23 protein-coding genes are annotated in these 26,799 nt (G+C 72.5%); 22 read left to right on the top strand and 1 reads right to left on the bottom strand.

Annotation, left to right across the window (positions count from 1 at the left end; genetic code table 11):
* Positions 1–45: 45 nt before the first annotated feature.
* From arc to hisF, 8 genes are all read left to right on the top strand, one after another.
* Positions 46–1,659, top strand: a complete 1,614-nt coding sequence (arc, locus tag BMZ30_RS05435; RefSeq protein ID WP_093375969.1) for a proteasome ATPase — start codon at positions 46–48, stop codon at positions 1,657–1,659.
* On the top strand, positions 1,656–3,245 hold the full coding sequence (gene dop, locus BMZ30_RS05440) for a depupylase/deamidase Dop (protein ID WP_268248165.1): 1,590 nt from the start codon (positions 1,656–1,658) through the stop codon (positions 3,243–3,245). Before arc ends, dop begins: the two co-directional genes overlap by 4 nt.
* A gap of 113 nt (positions 3,246–3,358) precedes the next feature.
* Entirely contained in the window at positions 3,359–3,550 is a 192-nt protein-coding gene (locus BMZ30_RS05445; protein ID WP_093377289.1) for a ubiquitin-like protein Pup, read from the top strand.
* Between the two features lie 7 nt (positions 3,551–3,557).
* The gene (gene prcB, locus BMZ30_RS05450) at positions 3,558–4,391 is read left to right on the top strand and encodes a proteasome subunit beta (RefSeq protein ID WP_093375971.1); all 834 of its coding nucleotides are present in this window, start codon (positions 3,558–3,560) and stop codon (positions 4,389–4,391) included.
* Positions 4,388–5,071 carry a proteasome subunit alpha gene (gene prcA, locus BMZ30_RS05455; RefSeq protein WP_093375973.1) on the top strand — a complete coding sequence of 228 codons (684 nt, stop codon included), beginning with the start codon at positions 4,388–4,390 and terminating at the stop codon, positions 5,069–5,071. Before prcB ends, prcA begins: the two co-directional genes overlap by 4 nt.
* Positions 5,068–6,435, top strand: coding sequence for a Pup--protein ligase (gene pafA, locus BMZ30_RS05460; protein WP_093375975.1), 1,368 nt, complete (start codon positions 5,068–5,070; stop codon positions 6,433–6,435). The genes prcA and pafA overlap by 4 nt, the downstream gene beginning before the upstream one ends.
* A gap of 11 nt (positions 6,436–6,446) precedes the next feature.
* Positions 6,447–7,406, top strand: a complete 960-nt coding sequence (locus BMZ30_RS05465; RefSeq protein ID WP_177191289.1) for an FKBP-type peptidyl-prolyl cis-trans isomerase — start codon at positions 6,447–6,449, stop codon at positions 7,404–7,406.
* Positions 7,403–8,173 carry an imidazole glycerol phosphate synthase subunit HisF gene (gene hisF / locus BMZ30_RS05470; protein WP_093375979.1) on the top strand — a complete coding sequence of 257 codons (771 nt, stop codon included), beginning with the start codon at positions 7,403–7,405 and terminating at the stop codon, positions 8,171–8,173. The genes BMZ30_RS05465 and hisF overlap by 4 nt, the downstream gene beginning before the upstream one ends.
* Before the next feature lie 17 nt (positions 8,174–8,190).
* On the opposite strand, the gene BMZ30_RS05475 is transcribed toward hisF, so the two are convergent.
* Positions 8,191–8,808 carry a TIGR03085 family metal-binding protein gene (locus tag BMZ30_RS05475; protein ID WP_093375981.1) on the bottom strand — a complete coding sequence of 206 codons (618 nt, stop codon included), beginning with the start codon at positions 8,806–8,808 and terminating at the stop codon, positions 8,191–8,193.
* 33 nt (positions 8,809–8,841) lie between these two features.
* Between BMZ30_RS05475 and BMZ30_RS05480 the strand changes: the two genes are divergently transcribed.
* The 14 genes from BMZ30_RS05480 (at position 8,842) to BMZ30_RS05545 (ending at position 26,764) form a co-directional block, all read left to right on the top strand.
* Entirely contained in the window at positions 8,842–10,689 is a 1,848-nt protein-coding gene (locus BMZ30_RS05480; RefSeq protein WP_093375983.1) for an ABC transporter ATP-binding protein, read from the top strand.
* Positions 10,686–12,518 carry an ABC transporter ATP-binding protein gene (locus BMZ30_RS05485; RefSeq protein WP_093375985.1) on the top strand — a complete coding sequence of 611 codons (1,833 nt, stop codon included), beginning with the start codon at positions 10,686–10,688 and terminating at the stop codon, positions 12,516–12,518. Before BMZ30_RS05480 ends, BMZ30_RS05485 begins: the two co-directional genes overlap by 4 nt.
* A 44-nt stretch (positions 12,519–12,562) precedes the next feature.
* A complete protein-coding gene (gene hisI, locus BMZ30_RS05490; RefSeq protein ID WP_093375987.1) occupies positions 12,563–12,931 on the top strand; it encodes a phosphoribosyl-AMP cyclohydrolase in 369 nt (122 codons plus the stop codon).
* A gap of 91 nt (positions 12,932–13,022) precedes the next feature.
* The gene (locus BMZ30_RS05495; RefSeq protein ID WP_093375991.1) at positions 13,023–14,609 is read left to right on the top strand and encodes an anthranilate synthase component I; all 1,587 of its coding nucleotides are present in this window, start codon (positions 13,023–13,025) and stop codon (positions 14,607–14,609) included.
* An 8-nt stretch (positions 14,610–14,617) separates the two neighbouring features.
* Complete coding sequence (locus tag BMZ30_RS05500) at positions 14,618–15,187, top strand: Trp biosynthesis-associated membrane protein (RefSeq protein ID WP_093375993.1); 570 nt, start codon at positions 14,618–14,620, stop codon at positions 15,185–15,187.
* A gap of 93 nt (positions 15,188–15,280) precedes the next feature.
* Entirely contained in the window at positions 15,281–15,550 is a 270-nt protein-coding gene (locus BMZ30_RS05505; RefSeq protein ID WP_093375995.1) for an HGxxPAAW family protein, read from the top strand.
* Positions 15,547–16,173 carry a DUF4190 domain-containing protein gene (locus tag BMZ30_RS05510; protein WP_093375997.1) on the top strand — a complete coding sequence of 209 codons (627 nt, stop codon included), beginning with the start codon at positions 15,547–15,549 and terminating at the stop codon, positions 16,171–16,173. The genes BMZ30_RS05505 and BMZ30_RS05510 overlap by 4 nt, the downstream gene beginning before the upstream one ends.
* The gene (locus tag BMZ30_RS05515) at positions 16,170–16,586 is read left to right on the top strand and encodes a DUF2752 domain-containing protein (protein ID WP_229828595.1); all 417 of its coding nucleotides are present in this window, start codon (positions 16,170–16,172) and stop codon (positions 16,584–16,586) included. The genes BMZ30_RS05510 and BMZ30_RS05515 overlap by 4 nt, the downstream gene beginning before the upstream one ends.
* Positions 16,587–16,688: 102 nt before the next feature.
* A complete protein-coding gene (trpC, locus tag BMZ30_RS05520; RefSeq protein WP_093375999.1) occupies positions 16,689–17,516 on the top strand; it encodes an indole-3-glycerol phosphate synthase TrpC in 828 nt (275 codons plus the stop codon).
* A gap of 86 nt (positions 17,517–17,602) precedes the next feature.
* The gene (gene trpB, locus BMZ30_RS05525) at positions 17,603–18,847 is read left to right on the top strand and encodes a tryptophan synthase subunit beta (protein ID WP_093376001.1); all 1,245 of its coding nucleotides are present in this window, start codon (positions 17,603–17,605) and stop codon (positions 18,845–18,847) included.
* Positions 18,844–19,662 (top strand): tryptophan synthase subunit alpha, encoded by an 819-nt coding sequence (gene trpA, locus BMZ30_RS05530; protein WP_093376003.1) that lies wholly within the window; start codon positions 18,844–18,846, stop codon positions 19,660–19,662. Before trpB ends, trpA begins: the two co-directional genes overlap by 4 nt.
* On the top strand, positions 19,662–20,600 hold the full coding sequence (gene lgt / locus BMZ30_RS05535) for a prolipoprotein diacylglyceryl transferase (protein WP_093377293.1): 939 nt from the start codon (positions 19,662–19,664) through the stop codon (positions 20,598–20,600). The genes trpA and lgt overlap by 1 nt, the downstream gene beginning before the upstream one ends.
* A 118-nt stretch (positions 20,601–20,718) precedes the next feature.
* A complete protein-coding gene (gene gltB / locus BMZ30_RS05540) occupies positions 20,719–25,293 on the top strand; it encodes a glutamate synthase large subunit (RefSeq protein WP_219810195.1) in 4,575 nt (1,524 codons plus the stop codon).
* Positions 25,286–26,764, top strand: a complete 1,479-nt coding sequence (locus BMZ30_RS05545; protein WP_093376006.1) for a glutamate synthase subunit beta — start codon at positions 25,286–25,288, stop codon at positions 26,762–26,764. The genes gltB and BMZ30_RS05545 overlap by 8 nt, the downstream gene beginning before the upstream one ends.
* The last annotated feature ends 35 nt before the right edge of the window (positions 26,765–26,799 follow it).

The raw sequence follows: 26,799 nt of genomic DNA on the forward strand, positions 1-26,799 counted from the left end.
ACTCTCGAGCAGGGTCTGTGCGCGCGGGCCCGGGAAGGTGGGGGCATGCCCGATGTCACGGGTGAGCAGGTCCAGCTGCTCGCCGCCCGCAACGAGCGCCTCGTCGAGGCGCTGACGGCGGCACGCGAGCAGATCGTCACCCTCAAGGAACAGCTCGACGAGCTCGCACGACCCCCGGGCGGCTACGGCGTCTTCCTCGCCAAGGTGGACGCGTCGACCGCCGACGTCGTGAGCGCGGGCCGCAAGATGCACCTCGCGGTCGCGCCCGACGTCGACCTCGACGCCCTGCTGCCCGGCCAGGAGGTGCGCCTCAACGAGGCCCTCGTCGTCGTCGCCGCTGGCGGGTACGAGGCCGTCGGCGAGCTCGGCGTCGTGCGCGAGCAGCTGCCCGACGGCCGGCTGCTGGTCGTGCTCCGCTCCGACACCGAGCACGTGGTGCGCGCCGCGGGGCGCCTTGCCGGGGTGCGCGTCGGCGACACCGTCACGGTCGACGCCCGCGCCGGGTTCGCGTTCGAGGAGATCGAGCAGAGCGAGGTCACCGACCTCGTCCTCGAGGAGGTCCCCGACGTCGACTACGCGGACATCGGTGGCCTGGGCGCGCAGATCGAGCAGATCCGTGACGCGATCGAGCTGCCCATCGCGCACGCCGACCTCTTCCGCGAGCACGGCCTCAAGGCACCCAAGGGTGTGCTGCTCTACGGCCCGCCCGGATGCGGCAAGACGCTGATCGCCAAAGCGGTCGCGAGCTCGCTGTCCCAGATGCTCGCCGCCCGCGCCGGCGGCGAGACCGACGGCGCCCGCCAGCGCAGCTACTTCCTCAACATCAAGGGCCCCGAGCTGCTGAACAAGTACGTGGGGGAGACCGAGCGGCACATTCGCACGATCTTCGCCCGGGCGCGCGAGAAGGCCGCCGAGGGCGCGCCCGTCGTGGTGTTCTTCGACGAGATGGAGTCGCTGTTCCGCACCCGCGGCACGGGGGTTTCCTCGGACGTCGAGACGACGATCGTGCCGCAACTGCTCGCCGAGATCGACGGCGTCGAGCGCCTCGACAACGTGATCGTGATCGGCGCCTCCAACCGTGAGGACATGATCGACCCCGCGATCCTGCGCCCCGGTCGCCTCGACGTGAAGATCAAGATCGAGCGGCCCGACGCCGAGGGCGCCCGCGACATCTTCGCCAAGTACGTGCTGCCCGATCTCCCGCTGCACGCGGACGACCTCGCCGAGCACGGCGGCGACCGCGCCGCGACCGTGGCCGCGATGATCGACCGCACGGTGGAGCGGATGTACGCCACGGACGAGGCCAACGCGTTCCTCGAGGTCACCTACGCGTCCGGGGACAAGGAGGTCCTCTACTTCAAGGACTTCGCGTCCGGAGCCATGATCCAGAACGTCGTGGACCGCGCCAAGAAGCACGCCGTGAAGGACCTGCTGGCGACCGGCCAGCGCGGGCTGCGGGTGGACCACCTGCTGACCGCGTGCGCGGCGGAGTTCAAGGAGAACGAGGACCTGCCCAACACGACCAACCCCGACGACTGGGCGCGCGTGTCCGGCAAGAAGGGCGAGCGCATCGTGTTCATCCGCACGATCGTCCAGGACGCGAAGCAGTCCTCGACCGCTCGCGGCATCGAGCCGACGGCCACCGGCCAGTACCTGTGACGGCCGTTCCCGCGCACCCGGCCCAGCCGGGCGTGCGCCGCGTCGTCGGGATCGAGACCGAGTACGGGGTGACCGGCGGACCCAACCCGATGCTCATGTCCTCGCAGGTCGTGGCCGCGTACCGCGCCACGCTCGGCCAGACCGCACGGTGGGACTACGCGCACGAGGACCCGCTGTGCGACGCCCGCGGGCACCGCCTGCCGCGTGCGTCCGCGCACCCGTCGCTGCTCACGGACGACCCCGAGCGTCCCGCACCGAGCGGGGACGCGCCGACGACGCTCGCACGCCCGGCGTCGAACCCGTACGACGATCCCGGAGCCCTCAACGCGATCCTGCCCAACGGCGGCCGGCTCTACGTCGACCACGCACACCCCGAGTACTCCTCGCCGGAGGTGGCCACGCCGTACGACGTCGTGCGCTACGACGTCGCGGGGGAGCGCGTGATGGCGCGCGCGTCCGCCGAGCTCGCCCGCGCCGGGATCGATGTCATGCTCTACAAGAACAACCAGGACGGCAAGGGCGCGAGCTACGGCACCCACGAGAACTACCTCGTCGACCGGGCGGTCCCGTTCGCGACGCTCGTCGAGGTGCTCACCCCGTTCCTCGTCACCCGCCAGGTCTTCACCGGTTCCGGCCGGGTCGGCCTCGGGCAGACGGGCCTGGAGCCCGGGTTCCAGCTCTCGCAGCGCGCGGACTTCATCGAGGCCGAGGTCGGCCTCGAGACCACCATGCGGCGCCCGATCATCAACACCCGCGACGAGCCGCACGCCGACGCCGCGCGCTGGCGCCGCCTGCACGTGATCCTGGGCGACGCGAACCTCCTCGAGCCCGCCACCCTGCTCAAGGCGGGCACGACGTCGCTCGTCCTCGGTGTGCTCGAGCACGCAGCACCGCACCACCTCGCCCGGCTGACCGCGCTCGCCCTCGCCGACCCCGTCGAGTGCGTCGCAACCGTCAGCCGCGACCTCGACCTCGCCGTCCCGCTGCCGCTGCGCGACGGTCGACGCCTCACGGCGCTCGAGGTGCAGCGGGAGTACCTGGCCGTCTGCCAGGAGGCCGTCGGCGCGGGCGCCGACGCCGCGACCACCGACGTCCTCGAGCGCTGGGAGGACGTGCTCGCGCGGCTGGGCACGTCGACCGCGCAGTGCGCCCGAGACGTGGAGTGGGTGGCCAAGCTGCGTCTCTTGGAGGGGATGCGCCGGCGCGGCGGGCTCTCCTGGGACGACCCGCGCCTGGCTGCGTTCGACCTCCAGTGGGCCGACGTCCGCCCCGACCGCGGGCTCTACCAGCGCCTGCTCGCCTCGGGCGCCGTGGAGCGCGTGGTCACCGAGGCCGACGTCGCGGCCGCGGTCGTGCAGCCCCCCGCGGATACGCGCGCGTACTTCCGGGGGACCGTCGTGCGGACGTTCGGGCCGCACGTGGTCGCGGCGGGCTGGGACTCCGTCGTCCTCGACGTCCCGGGAGCACCGCACCTGCACCGCGTCCCGATGCCGGACCCGTGGCGCGGCACAGCGGACCTCACCTCGGAACTGTTCACCGCGCACGCCGACGACGTCGCGACGTTCGTCGCAGCCCTCACCCGCTGACCCCAGCACCCCGCTGAGTGCACAGCAGTGGCGGTGCATCCGGCCGCTGAGACCGCCATCGTCGTGCACTCAGCGGATGTGGTGAGATGGTCGGGTCGACGAAGGAGGAGCTCATGGCAGGTCAGGAGCACATCAGGCGCTCGGGTGGACCCGAGACCGGCCCCGAGGACGACGCGCCGCAGGTGCGCGCGACACCGCAGGGTCGCGACGACGAGGTCGACGCCCTGCTCGATGAGATCGACTCCGTCCTGGAGACCAACGCGGAGGCCTTCGTCCGCGGGTTCGTGCAGAAGGGCGGGCAGTGAGACGCCCATGACCCAGGACGACGCAGCAGCAGGCGGCCGGTTCCCCGCCGCGTTCCTGCGCCCGGGCAGCGCCTCGTTCGTCGAGCTGCTCGCCGCGACCTCACCGGACCTGCTGCCGCGCGCGCACGGAGCGGGCGCCCTCCCGGGGGCGGTGCACGGCACCACCATCGTCGCGGCCCGGTTCGCTGACGGCGCCGTCATGGCCGGGGACCGCCGCGCCACCGCCGGCACCCACATCGCGAGCCGCGACATCGAGAAGGTCTTCCCCGCGGACCGCAGCTCCGCGATCGGTATCGCCGGCACCGCTGGCATCGCGCTCGAGCTCGTGCGCCTCTTCCAGCTCGAGCTGGAGCACTACGAGAAGATCGAGGGCTCGCCGCTGTCGCTCGACGGCCGGGCCAACCGCCTCGCCGCGATGATCCGCGCCAACCTCCCGCTGGCCATGCAGGGCCTCGCCGTCGCCGCGCTGTTCGCCGGGTACGACGACGCCGCGGGCGCCGGGCGGATCTTCTCCTACGACGTCACCGGCGGACGCTACGAGGAGCACGAGTTCCACGCCGTCGGCTCCGGGGCCGTGTACGCCAAGAGCGCGCTCAAGAAGCTCTGGTCGTCCGGGCTGGACCGCAGCACCGCCGTCCGGGTGGCCGTCGAGGCCCTGGTCGACGCCGCCGACGACGACTCGGCGACCGGCGGCCCTGACCTCGTCCGGCGGATCTGGCCCGTCGTGGCCACGGTGACCGCCGCGGGGTACCAGCGGGTGCCGGACGCCGAGCTCGAGGCCGTCGCCGCGCAGATCGTCGCCGACCGCCGCGCCGCGCACGACGGGAGCGACCGCTCATGACGATGCCGTACTACGTCTCGCCCGAGCAGCTCATGAAGGATCGTGCGGACTTCGCGCGCAAGGGCATCGCCCGCGGCAGGTCCGTCGTCGTCGTCACGTGCCGCGACGGCATCGTGCTCGCGACCGCCAACCCCTCCCGCGTGCTGCACAAGGTCTCCGAGATCTACGACCGCATCGCCTTCGCCGGCGTGGGCAAGTACAACGAGTTCGAGAACCTGCGGGTCGCGGGCGTCCGGTACGCCGACCTGCGCGGCTACTCCTACGACCGTGCGGACGTCCGGGCGCGCGGGCTCGCCAACGCCTACGCGCAGACCCTCGGTTCCGTGTTCACCAACGAGGCCAAGCCGCTCGAGGTTGAGATCGTCGTTGCGGAGGTCGGCGCGACGCCGCACGACGACCAGCTCTACCGGGTGTCCTTCGACGGTTCGGTCACGGACGAGACCGGCGTCGTCGTGGTGGGCGGCGACGCTGACCGGGCGGCGACCGGGCTGCAGGAGGCCTGGGATCCCGCCGCACCGTTCGGGGCAGCCCTGCGGTCCGCCGTCGACGTCCTCTCCGGGGACGAGCGCCTCACGGCCACGGACCTTGAGGTCGGCCTGCTCGAGCGCGCCCAGCCCGGACGGGCCTTCCGCCGGGTCGGCGAGGCTGAGCTCGCGTCGCTCCTGACGGACGCCTCGTGACGCGACGGATCTTCGGCCTCGAGACCGAGTTCGGCATCACGTTCGTGCCGCAGGTGCCGGGCGGTCCGACGCTCGGCGCCGACGAGGTCGCGCGTCACCTGTTCCGCAAGGTCGTCGCGTGGGGGAGGTCCTCCAACGTCTTCCTGCGCAACGGCTCGCGCCTGTACCTCGACGTCGGGTCGCACCCCGAGTACGCCACGGCCGAGTGCGACGACCTCGCTCAGCTCGTGGCGTACGACCGCGGCGGGGAGCGGATCGTGGCCAACCTGGTGGAGGACGCCCACGAGCGCATCGCCGAGGACGGCGGGCCGGCCGGCACGATCCACCTGTTCAAGAACAACACCGACTCGGCCGGCAACTCCTTCGGCTGCCACGAGAACTACCTCATCCGGCGGCGCGGCGACTTCGCCCGCACGGCCGACGCCCTCGTGCCGTTCCTCGTCACCCGTCAGGTGCTCACGGGCGCCGGGAAGATCCTGGCGACGCCGGACGGGCCGCGCTACTGCTTCTCCCAGCGCGCGGAGCACATGTGGGAGGCCGTCTCGAGCGCGACCACGCGCTCGCGCCCCCTCATCAACACGCGCGACGAGCCCCACGCCGACGCCGAGCTCTACCGTCGCCTGCACGTGATCGTCGGGGACTCGTCGATGTCGGAGACGACGACGCTGCTCAAGGTCGGGGCGACCGACCTGCTCCTGCGCATGCTCGAGGCCGGAGAGCCCGTGGCGGACCTCGCGCTCGCGCACCCCATGCGCGCCATCCGGGAGATCAGCCTGGACATCTCCGGGCGGGCTCCCGTCGAGCTCACGGACGGCCGCACGATGACCGCCGTGGAGATCCAGGGGGAGTACCTCGCCCGGGCCCGCGCCTTCGTGGACCGCACGGGCACCTACGGGCACGACGAGCGTGTGCTCGACCTGTGGACCCGCGGCCTGCAGGCGCTCACGGGCGGAGACCTCACGATCGTCGAGCGCGAGCTCGACTGGGTGATCAAGCTGCGCCTGCTCGACCGCTACCGCGCCAAGCACGACCTCGCCCTCGACGACCCCCGCGTCGCGCGCCTCGACCTCGCGTACCACGACGTGTCGCCCGCGCATGGCCTGTTCACGAAGCTCGAGGAGCGCGGCCTGGCCTCGCGCGTCACCACCGACGACGACGTCGTCCGTGCCCTCACCCACCCCCCGGCCACCACGCGGGCGCGGCTGCGCGGAGAGTTCGTGAGCGCCGCCCAGGACGCCCGCCGCGACTACACGGTCGACTGGGTGCACCTCAAGCTCAACGACCCGGGTCAGCGCACCGTGCTGTGCAAGGACCCGTTCGTCGCCGTCGACGAGCGTGTCGAACGGCTCATCGAGCTCATGTGACCATGGTGGCGATGAACTCACGACCGTCGCGCACCCGTTCCGCCCTGACGGCGACCGCTGCGCTCTGTGCCCTGCTCCTGGCTTCCTGCACCTCCGAGGCGCCGCCCCCCGCCGTCGACGACGTCACCGTCTCAGGCCCGTACGGCAGCGCGCCCACGCTGGCCTACAGCCAACCGCTGACGATCCCGAAGCCGCGCACCGAGGTCGTCTGGGAGGGTGAGGGACCCATCGCGGCCGAGGGCGACGTCGTCCTGCTCCACCTCTACGGCCAGAACGGCGAGGACGGCTCGCAGGTCGTCAACACCTACGGAGACCTGCCGCAGACCTTCCGGGTCACCACGGACGAGCTCAGCGCGTCGATGTACGAAGCCGTCGCCGGCCGCCCGGCAGGCTCGCGCGTGCTGGTCGTCGAGGAGGACGCCGGCACGCCCGTCGCTCTCGTCATCGACACGCTCGCGGGCCGCGCCAGCGGCACCCCGGTCGAGGTGCCCGAGGGGTTGCCGGTGGTCACGGACGGCCCCGACGGCGCACCCGAGATCGCCGTCCCCGAGGGGGACGCGCCCACCAGCATCTCCGTGCAGCCCATCGTGCGCGGCGAGGGCACGCAGGTCCGTGAGGGACAGACCGTGATCGTGCAGTACACCGCCATCACGTGGTCCGACGGCGCGGTGTTCGACTCCACCTGGGCGCCGGACCGGGCCCCGTTCACCACGATCGTCGGCGACTCCAAGCCGATCCTCGCCTGGGACGCCGCGCTGATCGAGCAGACCGTCGGCAGCCGCGTGCTGCTCGTCGCCCCGCCGGACACGGCGTACGGGGGCTCGGACACCGCGTGGGCGGAGGAGACGGTCGTGTTCGTCATCGACATCCTCTATGCCGGTACGCTCGCTGAGCCCGACGACGACGGCGAGCGGGCGAGCGACGAGGGCGAGTCGAGCCCCGGCTCCGACCAGGAAGAGGATCAGGGATGAGCGTGGCAGTCAGGGTGATCCCGTGCCTCGACGTGGACGCGGGACGCGTGGTGAAGGGCGTGAACTTCGCTGACCTGCGCGACGCCGGCGACCCCGTCGAGCTCGCCCGCCGCTACGACGCCGAGGGCGCGGACGAGATCACCTTCCTCGACGTGTCGGCGTCCTCGGGCAACCGGGAGACCACCTACGACGTGGTGCGCCGCACGGCGAGCGAGGTGTTCGTCCCGCTGACCGTGGGCGGCGGTGTGCGCAGCGTCGAGGACGTGGACCGGCTGCTGCGCGCCGGCGCCGACAAGGTGGGCGTGAACACCGCGGCGATCGCGCGCCCGGAGCTGATCAGCGAGATTGCGACGCGGTTCGGCTCGCAGGTGCTGACGATCTCCGTCGACGCCCGCCGCACGGCCGAGCCGGGCGTGACGCCGTCGGGCTACGAGGTCACGACGCACGGGGGACGCCGCGGCACGGGCATCGACGCCGTGGCGTGGGCCCACCGCGCTGCCGAGCTCGGCGCCGGCGAGGTGCTGCTGAACTCCATGGACGCCGACGGGACGACGGCCGGCTTCGACCTCGAGATGTTCGCCGAGGTCCGCGCCCAGGTGGACGTGCCCCTCATCGCGAGCGGCGGCGCGGGTACGCCCGAGCACTTCAGCGCTGCGGGTCACGCCGGTGCGGACGCCGTCCTCGCCGCGAGCGTCTTCCACTTCGGCACCCTGACGATCGGGCAGGTCAAGGACCAGATGCGCCGCGACGGGCTGCAGGTGCGCTGAACCGGCGCTGACCCGGCTCAGCCCGGCAGCGGGAGGACCCGGTCGAGCGCGGCGACGTCCTCGGGCAGCCCTTCCGCGGTGAGCTCGGCCTTCGCCCCGCGCCCGAACGCGTGCAGGGCGAGCTCGGGGGCGGCCCCGCGCAGCACGACCGTGCGTGCACCGTGGCCCAGCGCGGCGCGCCGCCCGTCGGGCAGCACGTGCACCACGCGCACGGGGGAGCGCATCAGCAGCAGCGGGACCATCTGGCGCGTGCGGCGCCACACCGCGTTGACGTAGGCGGGGGAGAGCTCGCGGGGCGCTTCCCCGAGTGCCCGGCGCACGTCCTCGTGGTGCACGAAGAACTCCAGGAGGTTCATCGCGTCGCCTGCGACGTGCCGCGGGCTGAACCGGCGCGGGGGACGGGCGAACATGGCGACCGACTCCTCGAACAGCTCCGCCTGCGCGGCCGTCCGGCGTTCGCTCCACGCACGCAGCGGCGCCAGCGCCTCGCCGGCGATCACCCTCGGGGCGTGCTCGCGGAGCGCGAGGTGCGCCGCCAGGTGGCGCGTCTGCCATCCCTCGCAGAGAGTGGGTGCCTCAGGGCCGACCTCGAGGAGCGTCTGCGCGAGGGCCTGTCGTTCCGCTTCGTGCCACATGCGCCCAATCCTGGCACGTCAGCCCTGCGTGAGATGATTGCCGCCATTCCCCCCGTCTCGTCAGAGAGCAGCGCTGTGCCGTCCAGACCCCATGCCCTCACCGGTTCCCCCACCCGCCGCTCGCTCGCTCTGGTGGGTCAGGGGCTGCGCGCCGAGTGGCGCATCTACATCCTCGCGATCGGGGCCTCGGGCGCCTTCGGCGCCCTGACCGTGCTCGTCAGCTCCGTGCTGGGGAACGTCACGGACGGCGTCGTGGTGCCCGCGCTCGAGGGTGGGGACGTGACGAGCAAGGACATCTGGATGGGCGGCGCCACGCTGGCCGCGGTCGCGCTCAGCCTGGCGATCTCGGTCGCCGGACGCCGGGTCTTCGCGGGCATCGGCGTCTCGCGGCTGCAGGAGCGCCACCGCGTGGGCGTCACGAAGCAGTACCTGCGGCTGCCGATGTCCTGGCACCGCGCGCACCCCACGGGGCAGCTGCTCTCGAACGCCAACTCGGACGTCGAGGCCGCGACGGGCGTGTTTAACCCGCTCCCGTTCGCGCTCGGCGTCGTCGTGATGATGGGCGTGGCGGCGGTCGCGCTGGTCGGGATCGACGTGTGGCTCGCCCTCGCCGCGTTCACGGTGCTGCCCATCGCCGTGGGCGTGAACGTCGTCTTCCAGCGGTACATGTCGCCCGCGATCACGACCGCCCAGCAGCTGCGGGCCGAGGTCTCCGACGTCGCGCACGAGAGCTTCGAGGCGGCCCTGCTGGTCAAGTCGCTCGGGACCGAGGACCGCGAGGAGGCCCGTTTCGCCAAGACCGCGCGCGACCTGCGGGACGCGAACGTGCGCGTGGGCGTGGTCCGCGCGTACTTCGACCCGGTGATCGAGCTCCTGCCGTCGTTCGGCACGCTGATCGTGCTCGCCGTCGGGACCTTCCGCGCGGCCTCGGGCGACGTGGGGACGGGCGACGTCGTCCAGGCCGCGTACCTGCTCACCATGATGGCCGTCCCCGTGCGCGCGTTCGGCTGGGTGCTGGGCGAACTGCCCCGCGCGCTCGTCGGGCACGACCGCATCAGCCGGGTCCTCGACGCCACCGGTGCGCTCGTCCCTGGCACGCGGGACCTGCCCGGCGTCGGACCGCTCGAGGTCGCGGTCACCGACGTCGAGGTCACCCTCCCCGGCGGCGCCCGCCTGCTGCGTGACGTGAGCTTCACCGTGCCCGCCGGGACCACCGTCGCCGTCGTCGGCCCCACGGGCGCCGGCAAGACGACGCTGGTGTCCCTGCTCGCCCGCCTCGCCGACCCGAGCGCGGGCGTGGTCCGCCTCGACGGCACGGACGTCCGCGACCTCAGCCCGGAGGTCCTGACCGGAGGCGTCGCCCTGGTCAGCCAGTCAACGTTCATCTTCGAGGATTCCGTCCGCGCGAACGTCACGCTCGCCGACGACGGACAGGGCCCGGACGACGACGCCGTCTGGGCGGCGCTCGAGGCCGCCCGTGTCGCGGACGTCGTCCGTGGGCTGCCCGGCCAGCTCGACTCCCCGCTGGGCGAGCGCGGCGCGAACCTCTCCGGTGGTCAGCGACAGCGGCTCGCGATCGCCCGCGCGCTCGTGCGGCGCCCGCGCCTGCTCGTGCTCGACGACGCCACGTCCGCCGTGGACCCCGGCGTCGAGCAGGACATCCTCGCCGGCCTGCGCGGCGGCGGCGAGGACGGCACGACCGTCGTGATGGTCGCGTACCGCATGTCGAGCGTCGCGATGGCGGACACCGTCGTACACCTCGAGGGCGGGCGCGTCGTCGCGGTCGGCACCCACGAGGAGCTGATGGCGCACGACCCCGGCTACGTCGACCTGGCGATGGCCTACGAGCGCGAGACCACGCGCCGCAAGGAGGAGCGATGAGACGCCGCAAGCCTGCCCCCGAGCAGACCACCGACGCCCTCGGCTCGATCGCCGCGGCGAGCGGCCTGGGCGTGTGGGCGACCCTGCGTGAGGGCCTGCGCGTGTCGCCTGAGATCCTCCAGGGCGTGAAGGTGACGCTCGCTCTCGCGGTGGTCGCCGCCATCGGACGCATCGTCGTGCCCATCGCCGTCCAGCAGACCGTCGACACGGGAATCCTGGCGCCCGGGGGAGTGGACACCACCCGCGTCGTCGCGCTCGTCCTCGTCGCGGCCCTGGTCCTGATCGTCGCGGGCCTGTCCTCCGCGTTCGTCAACGTCCGGCTGTTCCGCAGCACCGAGACCGGCCTGGCGAGCCTGCGCGTCAAGGCGTTCCGGCACGTGCACGACCTCTCGGTGCTCTCGCAGAACACCGAGAGGCGAGGTTCGCTCGTCTCGCGCGTCACCAGCGACGTCGACACGATCTCGCTGTTCGTGCAGTGGGGCGGCATCATGCTGCTCGTCTCGACCCTGCAGATCGGCGCCGCGACGATCCTGATGGCGTTCTACTCGTGGCAGCTCACGCTCGTGGTCTGGCTGTGCTTCATCCCGCTGTTCCTCTTCCTGCGTCCCGCGCAGCGCAAGGTGAACGCGGCGTACACGGACCAGCGCGCGAAGGTCGGCGCGATGCTGGGGGCGATCTCCGAGGCCGTCGTCGGCGCGGAGACCATCCGGGCCTACGGCGCGGGCGCGCGCTCGGGCCGTCGGCTCGACCAGGCGATCGCCGCCACCCGCCGCGCGATGATCCGCGCGCAGGCCCTGGTCGCGACGGTGTTCTCGAGCGGCGTGCTGGTGGCCAACCTCGTGCTGTCCGCCGTCGTGGTCGCCGGGACGTTCCTCGGGCTGGACGGCGGGATCACCGTCGGCCGCCTCCTGGCGTTCCTGTTCCTGGTCCAGCTGTTCACCGGCCCCGTCCAGATGGCCACCGAGATCCTCAACGAGCTGCAGAACGCCGTCGCCGGCTGGCGTCGCGTCCTCGCCGTGCTCGAGACCCCGATGCTCGTGGGCGAGCCCGAGGACGGCGTCGACAGCCCCCGCGGGCCCGCGCGCGTCGAGCTGCGCGACGTCGCGTTCGCCTATCCCGGCGGACCACGCGTGCTGCGCGACGTCAACCTCGTCATCCCGCCACGCACCAAGGTGGCGGTCGTCGGAGCGACAGGCTCCGGCAAGACCACGCTGGCCAAGCTTGTCACGCGGCTCGTCGACCCCGCCGAGGGCGCGGTGCTGCTCGACGGCGTCGACCTGCGGGAGATCACCTCGGCGTCGCTCCGGCAGCGCGTCGTCATGGTCCCGCAGGAGGGCTTCCTGTTCGACGGCACCCTCGCGCAGAACATCTCGTACGGGATCCGGGACGACGACCTAGACCCCGAGCCCGCAGCGGACCGCGTCGCCGCGGCCGTCGAGGCTCTCGGGCTCGAGCCCTGGGTGCGGGACCTGCCCAAGGGCCTGGACACCTCGGTCGGGCAGCGCGGCGAGAGCCTGTCCGCCGGTGAGCGCCAGCTCGTCGCGATCGCCCGCGCGTACCTCGCCGGCGCGGACCTCCTCGTCCTGGACGAGGCGACCTCGGCGGTCGACCCCGCCAACGAGGTCCGGATCGCCCGTGCCCTCGACTCCCTCACGCAGGGGCGTGCCTCGCTGACAATCGCCCACCGGCTGTCGACCGCGGAGGCCGCCGACCTCGTCGTCGTCGTCGACCACGGACTGATCGTGGAGGTCGGCCACCACGACGAGCTCGTGGCCCGCGACGGGCGCTACGCGCAGATGTACGCCTCGTGGGTCGCCCAGACCCGCTGACCGCGCAGGATCGCCGTCCGGCGGCCCGATGAGAGGATCCGAGCATGTCCGAGCAGACCCCGCCCGCCCTGGACCCGGCGATCGCCGCGCGCCTCAAGCGTGACCCCGCCGGCCTCGTCGCGGCCATCGTCCAGCAGCACGACACCCGCGAGGTGCTGATGCTGGGCTGGATGGACGACGAGGCGCTGCGTCGCACGCTGACGGAGGGGCGCGTCACGTTCTGGAGCCGCTCGCGCGAGGAGTACTGGCGCAAGGGCGACACCTCGGGACACACGCAGCACGTGCGGGCCGTGTCCCTCGACTGCGACGGTGACGCCCTGCTGGTCGAGGTCGACCAGGTCGGCGCCGCGTGCCACACCGGCACCCGCACGTGCTTCGAGGCCGGCGGGGCGCTCCCCGTGACGGGAGCCTGAGCCCGCACGCCTCGTCCGACCGCGCGTCGGGCACAATGACTCGCACGACGGCCCGCCGCCCGCGGACCGACCACAACCTCGAGGAGAGCTCGTGAGCGACGCGTCCCGCACCCCCGGTCCCGGCCCGGACCTTGCGTGGGGCACGACGTGGCCGAGCCGCGCGGAGTTCACCGAGCTCGCCCCGGACCGCCGCGTCATCCCCGTCGTGCGGCGGCTGCTCGTCGACGACGTGACGCCCGTCGGGCTCTACCGCACCCTGGCCCAGGAACGCCCGGGCACCTTCGTGCTCGAGTCCGCGCAGTCCGACGGGACCTGGTCCCGGTACTCGTTCATCGGGGTTCGCTCCCGAGCGACCCTCACCGTCGCCGACGGCGTCGCCACCTGGCTCGGTGACGTCCCGGCCGGCGTGCCCACCAGCGGCGACCCGCTGGCGGTGCTCGAGGAGACCCTCGAGGTGCTCCGCACCCCGGCGGTGCCCGGCCTGCCGCCGTTCACCGGTGGGCTCGTCGGCGCGCTCGGCTGGGACGTGGTGCGCCGCTGGGAGCCGACGCTCCCGGCGACGGCCCCGGACGAGCTCGGCGTGCCGGAGCTCACGCTCTGCCTGGCGAGCGACGTCGCCGTGATCGACCACGCGACGTCGAGCGTGTGGCTCGTGGCCAACGCGATCAACTATGACGGCAGCCCGGACCGTGCCGAGGAGGCGCACGCCGACGCCGTGGCGCGGCTGGACGCCATGCAGCACCAGCTCGTGGCGGGGCGCGGCGCAGGCGCGAGCGACGTCACCGTCATGCTGGGCGACGTCGCCGAGCCCGAGCTCGAGTTCCGCACGACGCGCGCGGGCTACGAGGCCGCGGTCGAGGCCGGCAAGGAGGCGATCCGCGACGGCGAGGTCTTCCAGGTGGTCCTGTCCCAGCGCCTGGATTTGGACTGCCCTGCCTCGCCGCTGGACGTGTACCGGGCCCTGCGGACCATCAACCCCAGCCCGTACATGTACTGCTTCCAGCTCGTCGACGCCGCCGGCCGCGAGTTCGCCGTCGTCGGGTCCAGCCCCGAGACGCTGGTGAAGGTCGACGACGGCCGCGTGCTGACGTTCCCCATCGCCGGCTCGCGGCCGCGCGGCGCCGACCCCGCTGCCGACGCTGCGCTCGCCGAGGAGCTGCTCGCGGACCCGAAGGAGCGCGCCGAGCACATCATGCTCGTCGACCTCTCCCGCAACGACCTGGTCAAGGTCTGCGCACCCGGGTCCGTCGAGGTCACGGACTTCATGGCGGTGTCGCGCTTCAGCCACATCATGCACCTGTGCTCGACGGTCACGGGACGCCTGCGGGAGGGCTCGACCGCGGTCGGCACGCTGCGCGCGACCTTCCCGGCCGGGACGCTCTCCGGCGCGCCGAAGCCGCGGGCGATCGCGCTGATCGACGAGCTCGAGCCCGCGTCGCGCGGGATCTACGGCGGCTGCGTCGGGTACTTCGACCTGTCGGGGAACATGGACATGGCGATCGCGATCCGCACCGCACTGATCCGCGACGGCCGCGCCTCGGTCCAGGCGGGTGCGGGGATCGTCGCGGACTCCGTGCCTGCCACCGAGTACGTCGAGTCGCGCGACAAGGCGGCCGCGGCTGTCCGGGCCGTCCAGCTCGCGGCGCGGCTCGCACCGTCCCCCCGGGTCGAGCCGTGAAGGAGCGGATGACCCGGCGACGCACCGTCGTCACGGCGCTCGTCCTGGGCGGCCTCGTGCTCGCGGTCGCTGCCGGCACCTGGGTGGAGGCCACGGCGCAGGCGGGGCTGGGCGGGCCGCAGGAGCTCGCGGTGTCCGGCAACGACGCCGCACCTGGCGTCGCCGCGGCCGCGCTCGCGCTGCTCGCCGCGGCCGTGGCTGCAGGGCTCGTCGGGCGTGTCGGGCGCTGGGTGGTCGTCGCGGTGCTCGCGATCGCTTCGGGGGTCGTCGCGGCTGCGTCCGTCGGCGTGCTGCTCGACCCGGCGGCGCCGGCGGGCAGCGCGGCTGCGGCGGCCACCGGTGTTGCCACCCTCGGGGGCACGCCGCAGACGAGCGAGCTCGTCGTCGTGGCGCTCGTGCTCGGCGCAGCCGGGATCGCGCTCGCCGGCCTCGTGGCGCTCGCCGGTGGCGGTTGGGCGGGCGACCGCCGGCACGAACGGTCCGCAGCGGTGCCAGCTGCCGGGGCCGACGCGGCCGGGGCGGACGACGACCCGGCCGCGCTGTGGGACAGCCTGACGCGCGGCGACGACGCCACGTGACGAGCGTCCACGCGAGATAGTGTGGGCACCGGGCAGCCGCGCTGCCCGCGAAGCGATCCGGTCCCGGCGGGGCCGCAGAGGAAGGGCAACCCCATGGCTGACACGACCGACCAGGGCTCGCAGGAGACGGCGTACCTGCCGCCTCACGCGCCGCCGACCAACCACGGCCACACCACCGCCGCCTGGACGACGACGCTCGTCGTGTTCCTCGGTGTGCTCGTGGTCGCGGGAGCCATGATGGCCTCCGAGGTGTGGATCGCCTGGATCGGCGCTGCGATCATCGCCGTCGGCGTCATCGCCGGCAAGGTGCTCCAGATGCTCGGCTTCGGCCAGCAGAAGGTTCCCGCGGAGGGTACGCGATGAGCGACGACAACGGGACCCCGGACCCCTATCGCACGCCCGACGGCACGACTCCCGACCCGTACCGCGGCGCGGGTAACGGTGGCGACCAGCCGCAGGGGCCGCAGACCGGCCAGGGTGGATCACTGCCTCGCTACGGCGAGATGGCACCCGGCGGCCAGCCGGCTCCGCCCCTGTACGGCGCGGACGGCCAGCAGAGCTACGGCGGTGGCCAGCAGCAGGGCTACTCCGGGCAGCAGGGCTATCAGGGCCAGCAGGGTTATCAGGGCGCCCAGCCGTACTACAACCAGGGCTACCCGGGTGGCGGCAGCACCGCCGACAACCAGCTCGGCAACTGGTCGATCGGTCTCGCGATCGCAGGCGTGGTGTGCACGCTCGGGTTCCTCACGGGCATCCCCGCGATCATCCTCGGCATGAAGGGCCGGCGCGCCGCAGCCGAGGGCCGTGCCAACAACGGTGGGACCGCGACGGCCGGGCTCGTCATCGGGTGGGCCGTGACCGTGCTGAGCATCCTGGGACTGATCTTCTTCTTCTGGGTGATCTCGCAGATTGACGGCGGCAGCAACTTCTTCTCACTCGAGTTCTGGGAGCAGCTCGAGCGAGAGCTGGAGAACAGCTCGCAGTGAGCGAGCCCGCACCACAGCGCGACCTCCGAGCACCCCTGCTGACCGCAGGGGTGCTCGGTGGTCTCATGCTCGTGCTCGCGGTCCGCGACCCGCACGTGCCGGGCAGCTACGGCGTGTGCCCCGTGTATGCCGTTACCGGTCTCCTGTGTGCCGGGTGCGGCGCGCTGCGCGCCACGCACGAGCTCGCGACGCTCGACGTCGCGGCCGCGTGGGCGCTCAACCCGCTGTGGGTGCTCGTCGTCCCGGTCCTGCTGGGGTTGTGGGTCGCCTGGCTGGGGGCGCGCGCGGGTTGGTGGCGGATCCCCCCGCTGGCACCGGCCCTCGTGGCGTCGGCCTGGGGTGCGCTCGGAGTCCTCGTCATCGGCTACTCGGTCCTGCGCAACGTCGTCGGCGACGGCTCGCTCGTCGTGTGACCACCTTGCGGGGCCGGGCGACCGCAGGGCGGACGTGACCCGGAGCACCTGCGGGCCGGGCCTACGATGGCCGCAGTGACCGCGAGGGGAAGGGGCACGATCATGTCGCAGTCGGAGCAGTCAGTCCTGGAGGGAATCGTCGCCGGGGTGCGGCTCGACCTCGCCGAACGCCAGGCCACCACGTCGTTGGACGACCTCAAGGAGCGGGCGGCCCGGCTGCCCGGGGCGATCGACTGCCTGCAGCGTCTGCACGACGCTGACGCAGTCTCGATCATCGCCGAGGTCAAGCGTTCGAGCCCGAGCAAGGGTGCGCTCGCGCAGATCGACGACCCCGCCACCCACGCAGCCGAGTACGAGGCCGGGGGAGCGTGCGCGATCAGCGTGCTCACCGAGCAGCGTCGCTTCGGCGGCAGCCTCGCGGACCTCGACGCCGTCCGCGCCCGCGTCGACGTCCCGGTCCTGCGCAAGGACTTCATCGTCACGCCGTACCAGGTGTGGGAGGCGCGCGCCCACGGCGCCGACCTCGTCCTGCTGATCGTCGCGGCGCTCGAGCAGACCGTCCTGGAGTCGCTCGTGGAGCGCGTCCACTCCCTCGGCATGACGGCGCTCGTCGAGGTGCACACGCTCGACGAGGTCACCCGCGCCGTCGACGCCGGCGCCCGCGTCATCGGCGTCAACGCCCGCAACCTCAAGACGCTCGAGATCGACCGGACGACGTTCGCGCGGCTCGCGCCGGCGATCCCGACCGGCATCGTCCGGATCGCCGAGTCCGGCGTGCGCGGCCCGCACGACGTGATGGACTACGCCCGCTCCGGCGCGGACGCGGTGCTCGTCGGGGAGGCGCTCGTGACCGACACCGACCCGCGCTCCTCGGTGGCCGCTCTCGTGGCCGCTGGTGCGCATCCCTCGCTGCGCGCCGTGCGCTCCTGACCCAGCACCTCCCGCCCTCGCCCGAGCCACGGGCCGGGCATCGACGAACGACGGCGGCCCCACCGCCACGAGAGAAGAGGCAGCACGTGCCCGAGTCCTTGCAGAACCTGGCCGGTCCCTACTTCGGCGAGTTCGGCGGCCGCTGGGTGCCCGAGGCTCTCGTGGCCGCGCTCGACGACCTCTCGGCGGCCTACGAGGCCGCGAAGCAGGACCCGGCCTTCGCGGCGGAGCTCGCGCACCTGCACGCGACCTACTCGGGACGCCCGAGCATCCTCACCGAGGTCCCCCGGTTCGCCGAGCACGCCGGCGGCGTCCGCGTGCTGCTCAAGCGGGAGGACCTCAACCACACCGGCTCGCACAAGATCAACAACGTCCTCGGTCAGGCGCTCGTCACCAAGCGGATCGGCAAGAAGCGCGTCATCGCGGAGACGGGTGCCGGCCAGCACGGCGTCGCCACCGCCACGGCGGCCGCGCTGTTCGACCTCGAGTGCGTCGTGTACATGGGTGAGGAGGACACCGAGCGGCAGGCGCTGAACGTGGCGCGCATGCGCCTACTCGGTGCCGAGGTCGTCCCCGTCACGGCGGGCTCGCGCACGCTCAAGGACGCGATCAACGAGGCCATGCGGGACTGGGTGACCAACGTCGAGTCCACCAACTACATCTTCGGCACGGCCGCCGGACCCCACCCGTTCCCGGCGATGGTGCGCGACTTCCAGCGGATCATCGGCGTCGAGGCGCGTCAGCAGGTCCTCGACCTCACCGGTCGCCTGCCCGACGTCGTCGCGGCGTGCGTCGGCGGCGGGTCCAACGCGATCGGCATCTTCGACGCCTTCCTGGACGACGAGTCCGTGCGTCTGGTCGGCCTCGAGGCCGGCGGCGACGGCGTCGAGACCGGCCGCCACGCGTCGAGCATCACCGGTGGTGCGCCCGGCGTGCTGCACGGTGCGCGGTCGTTCCTGCTGCAGGACGCGGACGGCCAGACCAAGGAGAGCCACTCGATCTCTGCGGGCCTGGACTATCCCGGCGTCGGCCCGCAGCACGCGTTCCTGGCGTCGATCGGGCGCGCGGAGTACGAGCCCGTCACCGACGCCGAGGCGATGGAGGCGCTGCGGCTCCTCGCGCGCACGGAGGGCATCATCCCGGCGATCGAGTCCGCGCACGCGCTGGCCGGGGCCATGCGCCTCGGCCGTGCCGCGGCCGCAGCGGGCCGGACCGACGAGATCATCCTCGTGAACCTCTCAGGTCGCGGGGACAAGGACGTGGGCACCGCGGCACGGTGGTTCGACCTGGTCGACGCCGAGGCCCTGGGCACCGAGGGAGGAGACGCATGAGCATCACCGCTGCGAGGCTGGACGCTGTGCGAGCCGAGGGGCGCGCCGCGCTGGTGGGGTACCTGCCGGTCGGCTTCCCGACCGTCTCCGGGTCGATCGACGCCGTGCGCGCGATGATCGAGGCGGGCGCCGACGTCGTCGAGCTGGGGGTGCCGTACTCGGACCCCGTGATGGACGGCTCGACCATCCAACAGGCCGTCGACGTCGCGCTCGGTAACGGCGTGCGGGTCAAGGACGTGTTCACGGTGATCGAGGCCGTCGCCGACCTGGGCGCGCCCGTGCTGGTCATGTCCTACTACAACCCGGTGCTGCGCTACGGCGTGGACGCGTTCGCACGCGACCTCGCCGCTGCGGGCGGCGCGGGGATCATCACGCCCGACCTCATCCCTGACGAGGCTGCCGAGTGGACCGCGGCCGCTGACGCTCGGGACCTGGACAAGGTCTTCCTCGTGGCGCCGTCGTCGACGCCAGAGCGCCTCCGGTCGACGGCCGCCGCCTCGCGCGGCTTCGTGTACGCGGCCTCGACGATGGGGGTCACGGGGGAGCGCGCCACGGTGGGCGGGGACGCCCAGGCGCTCGTCGCCCGCACCAGGGCCGCCGGCGCCGAGCGCGTGTGCGTCGGCCTGGGGGTGTCTCGTGCCGAGCAGGCTGCGGAGGTCGGCAGCTACGCCGACGGCGTCATCGTGGGATCGGCGTTCGTGCGCCCGCTCCTCGGTGACGGTCCGTTCTCCGAGCGCGTCGAGGCCATGTCTCGCGTCGTCTCCTCGCTCGCCGGCGGTGTCGCCTCTGCGCGTACCTCAGGAGCGCCCGCGTGATCGCCGCCCTCGCTGCGTCGATCCCCAGCCCGTCGGAGGGCGTCTGGCACCTCGGTCCGGTGCCGCTGCGCGCCTACGCCCTCGCGATCATCGCGGGCATCGTCGCCGCAGCCTGGCTGACCAGCAAGCGGTGGGCCGCTCGGGGAGGCGACCCCGAGGAAGTCATCACGATCACCTACTGGGCCGTGCCGTTCGGGATCGTCGGTGGGCGGATCTACCACGTGTTCTCCTCGCCCGACGCCTACTGGGGCGAGGGCGGTGAACCCATCCGCGCGCTCTACATCTGGCAGGGCGGGCTCGGGATCTGGGGTGCGGTCGCGCTCGGCGCCGTGGGCGCGTACATCGGCTGCCGACGCGAGGGCGTGCGGTTCTCGTCGTTCGCCGACGCCGTCGCGCCCGGGCTGCTCGTCGCCCAGGCCATCGGCCGCCTCGGCAACTGGTTCAACCAGGAGCTCTTCGGCGGGCCGACGACGCTGCCGTGGGGCCTCGAGGTCGACCCGGCGGCGGCGATCAGCGCTGGACAGGAGGTCGGGGTGCTGTTCCACCCGACGTTCCTGTACGAGCTCGTCTGGAACCTTGCCGCGGCCGCCTTGATCATCTGGCTCGACCGTCGGTACCGCCTGGGTGGCGGACGGGTGTTCTTCCTCTACGTCGCGCTGTACACCGCGGGCCGGGTCTGGATCGAGATGCTCCGGGTCGACCCCGCCGAGCTGGTGCTCGGCCTCCGGCTCAACGTCTGGACGTCGATCCTGCTGGGCGTCGGTGCCATCATCGCGTTCGTGGTCGCCACGCGACGAGGCGCACCACGCGAGGCGACCGTCTACCTGGATCCGGAGCGCGCAGCGGCCTCGTCGGGCGACGCCGCGACGGCCGAGTCCGACCACGAGCCCGAGCGCACGGAGGCCGACCCTGTTCAGGGACCTTCGTCTCAGATGTAGAGCGGTGAATGTCCACCGTTGACGGGCGCGTAGGATGACCACGCCAGGGTCAACGGCGTCCCGAAGCTCATTGTCGAAATAGTCCGGCACCCGCCGGGCGTCCGTAAGGACGGTGTGCATGACCATGTCGCTGAACCACGCCACGACCCCTGGCCGCGCCGTGCCCCCCGCAGCGACAGGTCTCTATGACCCCTCGGCTGAGCACGACGCCTGTGGTGTCGCGTTCGTCGCGACGCTGCGCGGCACACCGGGGCGCGACATCGTCGACGCCGCGCTCACGGCGTTGCTCAACCTCGACCACCGCGGCGCGGTCGGAGCCGAGGAGAGCAGCGGCGACGGCGCCGGGATCCTCACCCAGATCCCCGACGCCTTCCTGCGCGACGTCGTCCCCGCCGAGCTTCCCCCCGCCGGCTTCTACGCGATCGGGACCGCGTTCCTCCCGCAGGACTCCGACGACGCCGCGAAGGCGATGCACGGCGTCAACGAGATCGCGGTCTCCGAGCGCCTCGAGGTGCTCGCGTGGCGCGACGTCCCCGTCACGGCCGACCTCGTCGGCCCCACGGCGCGCGCGTCGATGCCGACCTTCCGCCAGCTCGTCCTCGCGGACCCGGAGCGCCAGCTGAGCGGCCTGGAGCTCGACCGGCGGACGTACCGCGTGCGCAAGCGCGCCGAGCACGAGCTCGGGGTGTTCTTCGCGTCGCTCTCCGCGCGGACCCTCACGTACAAGGGGATGCTCACCACGGCGCAGCTCGAGCCGTTCTTCCCGGACCTCTCCGACCCGCGGTACGCCTCCGAGCTCGCCCTCGTGCACTCACGCTTCTCCACGAACACCTTCCCCTCCTGGCCGCTCGCGCAGCCGTTCCGGATGATCGCCCACAACGGCGAGATCAACACGGTGCGCGGCAACCGCAACTGGATGGCCGCGCGCGAGGGCATGCTCGCCAGCGACCGGCTGGGCGACCTCGCGCCGCTGCTGCCGGTGAACACGGCGGGCTCGAGCGACTCGGCGAGCTTCGACGAGGTCCTCGAGCTGCTGCACCTCGGCGGACGCTCGTTGCCGCACGCGGTGATGATGATGATCCCCGAGGCCTGGGAGAACGCGGAGTCCATGGACCCCGCGCGTCGGGCGTTCTACGACTATCACGCGAACCTCATCGAGCCGTGGGACGGCCCGGCGAACCTGAACTTCACCGACGGCACCCTGATCGGCGCGGTGCTCGACCGCAACGGGCTGCGCCCCGGTCGGTTCTGGGTCACCGAGGACGGCCTCGTCGTCCTCGCCAGCGAAGCCGGCGTCCTGGACCTCGACCCCGCGACGATCGTCCGCAAGGGCAGGCTCGAGCCGGGCCGCATGTTCCTCGTGGACACCGGCCAGGGCCGGATCATCGAGGACGACGAGGTCAAGGCGCAGATCGCCGCCCAGCGTCCGTACGCGCAGTGGGTGCAGGAGAACGAGGTCTACCTCGACCAGCTTCCCGAGCGTGAGCACATCGCGCACAGCCCGGCGTCCGTGCACCGCCGTCAGCGTGCCTTCGGCTTCACCAGCGAGGAGGTCAGCCTCCTGCTCACGCCCATGGGTGCCACCGGAGCCGAGCCGCTCGGTGCGATGGGTTCGGACACCCCGATCGCCGTCCTGTCCAAGCGACCGCGACTGCTGTTCGACTACTTCGCGCAGATGTTCGCCCAGGTGACCAACCCGCCGCTGGACGCCATCCGCGAGGAGCTGGTCACCTCGATCGGCGGGGCGATCGGCCCTGAGCCGAACCTGCTCGCGGAGGTGCCGGAGCATGCGCGCAAGCTGATCCTGCCCTTCCCGGTCATCGACAACGACCAGCTGGCCAAGATCGTGCACATCGCCCGCGACCCGGGGCTCGCCGGGATCTTCCGCGCCGAGCGCGTGCGCGGTCTCTACCGCGTCGAGGGCGGGGGAGCCGCGCTCGAGGCGCGCCTCGAGGAGATCTTCGACCAGGTGGACGACGCGATCGCGAGCGGCGCGAACTTCATCGTGCTGTCGGACCGTGACGCGAACGCCCACATGGCGGCGATCCCGTCGCTGCTGCTGTCGAGCGCCGTGCACCATCACCTGCTGCGCCGGCGCACCCGGACCCAGGTCTCGCTCGTCGTCGAGGCGGGGGACGTGCGCGAGGTCCACCACGTCGCGCTGCTGATCGGCTACGGCGCCGCAGCCGTGAACCCGTACCTCGCCATGGAGACGGTCGAGCAGCTCGCCCACCAGGGCTTCATCGAGGCCGCACCCGAGGCCGCCGTCGCCAACGTCATCAAGGCGCTCGGCAAGGGCGTGCTCAAGGTGATGAGCAAGATGGGCATCTCGACGATCGCGTCGTACCGCGGCGCACAGACGTTCGAGGCCCTCGGGCTCTCGCACCAGGTGGTCGAGAAGTACTTCTCGGGGACCACGACCCGGCTCGGGGGCGTCGGCATCGACGTCATCGCGGCCGAGGTCGCTGCCCGCCACGCCGAGGCCTACCCGGCCTCCGGCAACAAGCTGCCTCACGAGGGTCTCGCCGTGGGCGGCGAGTACCAGTGGCGGCGTATGGGCGAGGAGCACCTGTTCGACCCCGAGACGGTGTTCCGTCTCCAGCACTCGACGCGCACGCGGCAGCTGGACATCTTCCGGCAGTACACGCGACGCGTGGACGACCAGTCCGAGCGCCTCATGACGCTCCGCGGGCTGCTGACCTTCGCCCCCGACCGGGAGCCCGTGCCGCTCGACGAGGTCGAGTCCGTCGCTGACATCGTCAAGCGGTTCAACACCGGAGCCATGTCGTACGGGTCGATCTCGGCCGAGGCCCACGAGACGCTCGCGATCGCCATGAACACCCTGGGCGGGCGTTCGAACACCGGCGAGGGCGGGGAGGACTCGGACCGTCTGCACGACCCGCTGCGGCGCTCCAAGGTCAAGCAGGTCGCCTCCGGCCGGTTCGGGGTGACCTCCGAGTACCTGACCTTCGCGGACGACATCCAGATCAAGCTGGCCCAGGGCGCCAAGCCCGGCGAGGGCGGTCAGCTGCCCGGACCCAAGGTCTACCCGTGGGTCGCCAAGACGCGGCACTCCACTCCCGGCGTCGGGCTCATCTCCCCGCCGCCGCACCACGACATCTACTCGATCGAGGACCTCGCGCAGCTCGTCCACGACTGCAAGAACGCGAACCCGTCGGCACGGGTGCACGTCAAGCTGGTGTCGGAGTTCGGCGTCGGCACCGTGGCGACCGGTGTGTCCAAGGCGCACGCGGACGTCGTCCTCATCTCGGGGCACGACGGCGGCACGGGCGCGAGCCCGCTGACGTCGCTCAAGCACGCCGGGACGCCGTGGGAGCTCGGTCTGGCCGAGACCCAGCAGACCCTCGTGCTGAACAACCTGCGCGACCGGATCGTCGTGCAGGTCGACGGCCAGCTGAAGACGGGTCGCGACGTCGTCGTGGCGGCGCTGCTCGGGGCCGAGGAGTTCGGCTTCGCCACGGCTCCGATGGTCGTCTCCGGCTGCATCATGATGCGCGTCTGTCATCTCGACACGTGCCCGGTGGGCGTCGCGACCCAGAACCCCGAGCTGCGTGCGCGGTTCTCCGGCAAGCCCGAGTTCGTGATCACGTTCTTCGAGTTCATCGCCCAGGAGGTGCGTGAGTACCTGGCGTCGCTCGGGTTCCGCACCCTCGACGAGGCGATCGGCCAGGTGCAGGCGCTCGATGCCCGCCGTGCCGTCGACCACTGGAAGGCCTCCGGGCTCGACCTGCGCCCCGTGCTCGTCCGCCCGCAGCCGCTGCCCGGATCGTCGCTGCGGTGCACCGAGCGTCAGGACCACGGCCTCGACCGGGCCCTGGACAACCAGCTCATCGCCCAGGCCGAGCCGGCGCTGGAGCGCGGGGAGCCCGTGCAGCTGTCGTTCTCGGTGCGGAACGTCAACCGGACTATCGGCACGATGCTCGGTCACGAGGTCACGCGCCGGTACGCGGCCGCGGGCCTCCCGGACGACACGATCGACGTGACGCTGACGGGGTCGGCCGGACAGTCGCTCGGCGCATTCCTGCCGCGCGGCGTGACGCTCCGCTTGTTCGGCGACGCGAACGACTACGTCGGCAAGGGGCTGTCGGGCGGTCGGATCGTCGTGCGCCCCGACCGCGCCTCGGTCCTGTCCGGACCCGCGAACGTCATCGCGGGCAACGTCATCGGCTACGGCGCGACCTCGGGCGAGGTGTTCCTGCGCGGGGCTGTGGGCGAGCGCTTCGCGGTCCGCAACTCGGGTGCCACGCTCGTCGTCGAGGGTGTGGGCGACCACGCCTGCGAGTACATGACGGGCGGCACGGTGCTGGTGCTCGGCCGCACGGGCCGGAACTTCGGCGCCGGGATGTCCGGCGGCAGCGCGTACGTCCTCGACCTCGACAGGTCGCGCCTGAACTCGGCCGCGATCGCGGCGGGAGAGCTTGACGTGGCACCGGTCGACGACGAGGACCTCGCCCTCGTGCGCACGCTCCTCGAGCGTCATGTGGCCGAGACCCAGTCGGCACTCGCAGCCGAGCTCCTGAGCGACCTCGAAGGCGCTCGGGACCGGCTGTCCCGCATCGTCCCCACGGGCTACTCACGCATGCGTGCCGTGCTCGCACAGGCGCAGGCGGACGGCGTCGACGCCAGCGCACCCGGTGGCTGGGACCAGATCTTGGAGGCGGCTCGTGGCTGACCCACGCGGATTCCTGAAGGCTCGTGACCGCGAGCTCCCTACCGACCGTCCGGTGCCGATCCGGCTCATGGACTGGCGCGAGGTGCACGAGTACCGCGCGCAGCACCCGGACGACCAGCAGATGCTGCGCCGACAGGCCGGACGCTGCATGGACTGCGGCATCCCGTTCTGCCACAACGGCTGCCCGCTGGGGAACCTGATCCCCGAGTGGAACGACCTGGTGTGGCGGGGGCAGTACGCCGAGGCGATCGAGCGGCTGCACGCGACCAACAACTTCCCCGAGTTCACGGGCAGGATCTGCCCCGCGCCGTGCGAGTCGTCGTGCGTCCTGGGCATCAACCAGCCCGCGGTGACCATCAAGAGCGTCGAGGTCTCGATCATCGACGAGGCGTTCGACCGTGGTCTGGTCACGCCGATCGTGCCGCAGCGCCTCACCGGGCAGACGGTCGCCGTCGTCGGCTCCGGTCCTGCCGGCCTGGCCGCCGCCCAGCAGCTGACGCGCGCCGGGCACACGGTGGTCGTGTTCGAGCGCGACGACGAGCCCGGCGGCCTGCTGCGGTACGGCGTGCCGGACTTCAAGCTGGAGAAGCACCACATCGACCGGCGCCTGGACCAGATGCGTGCCGAGGGCACCCGCTTCCGCACCGGCGTCGAGGTCGGCGCGCCCGACCTCACGTGGACGGACCTGCGGGCACGCTACGACGCGGTCGTGATCGCGACGGGCGCCACGGTGCCACGCGATCTCCCGATCCCCGGGCGCGACCTCACCGGCATCCACTACGCGATGGAGTACCTGCACCAGGGCAACCGTGCGGTGGCCGGCAAGCCGGTGGAGGACCCGATCTCCGCCACGGGCAAGCACGTCGTGATCATCGGCGGCGGCGACACCGGTTCGGACTGCCTCGGCACCGCGCTCCGTCAGGGTGCCGCCTCGGTCACGACCCTGGCGATCGGCCTGACGCCGCCCCTCGAGCGGCCGGAGAACGCGCCGTGGCCCACCGAGCCGCACCTGTTCGAGGTCTCGACCTCGCACGCCGAGGGCGGTGAGCGTGAGTTCCTCGCCTCGACGGTCGAGTTCCGGGCCGACGCCGACGGCAACGTCCGGAGCCTGGTCGTGGCGACGACCGAGTACCAGCCGGACGGGCGCCGCGTGCCGGCGCCCGGAACCGAGCGGGAGATCCCGGCCGACCTCGTCCTGATCGCGATGGGCTTCACCGGAGCGGAGGTCGAGCACCTGTCCGGGCAGATGGGCGCGGACGTCACCGGGCGTGGGCTCGTGGCGCGGGCCGACGACTTCGCGAGCTCGGTCGACGGGGTCTTCGTCGCCGGTGACGCTGGGCGGGGGCAGTCGCTGATCGTGTGGGCCATCGCGGAGGGTCGGTCCGCGGCCGCCGCCGTGGACGCGTACCTGCAGGGCACCTCCGAGCTGCCCGTCGCCGTCGCGGCGAGCACCATCGCACTGCGACCCTGAGAACGGCGCGGCCGTGCCCCGCGCGAGCACGGACG

The sequence above is a fragment of the Flavimobilis marinus genome (assembly GCF_900113055.1).
Classification (GTDB): domain Bacteria; phylum Actinomycetota; class Actinomycetes; order Actinomycetales; family Cellulomonadaceae; genus Flavimobilis; species Flavimobilis marinus.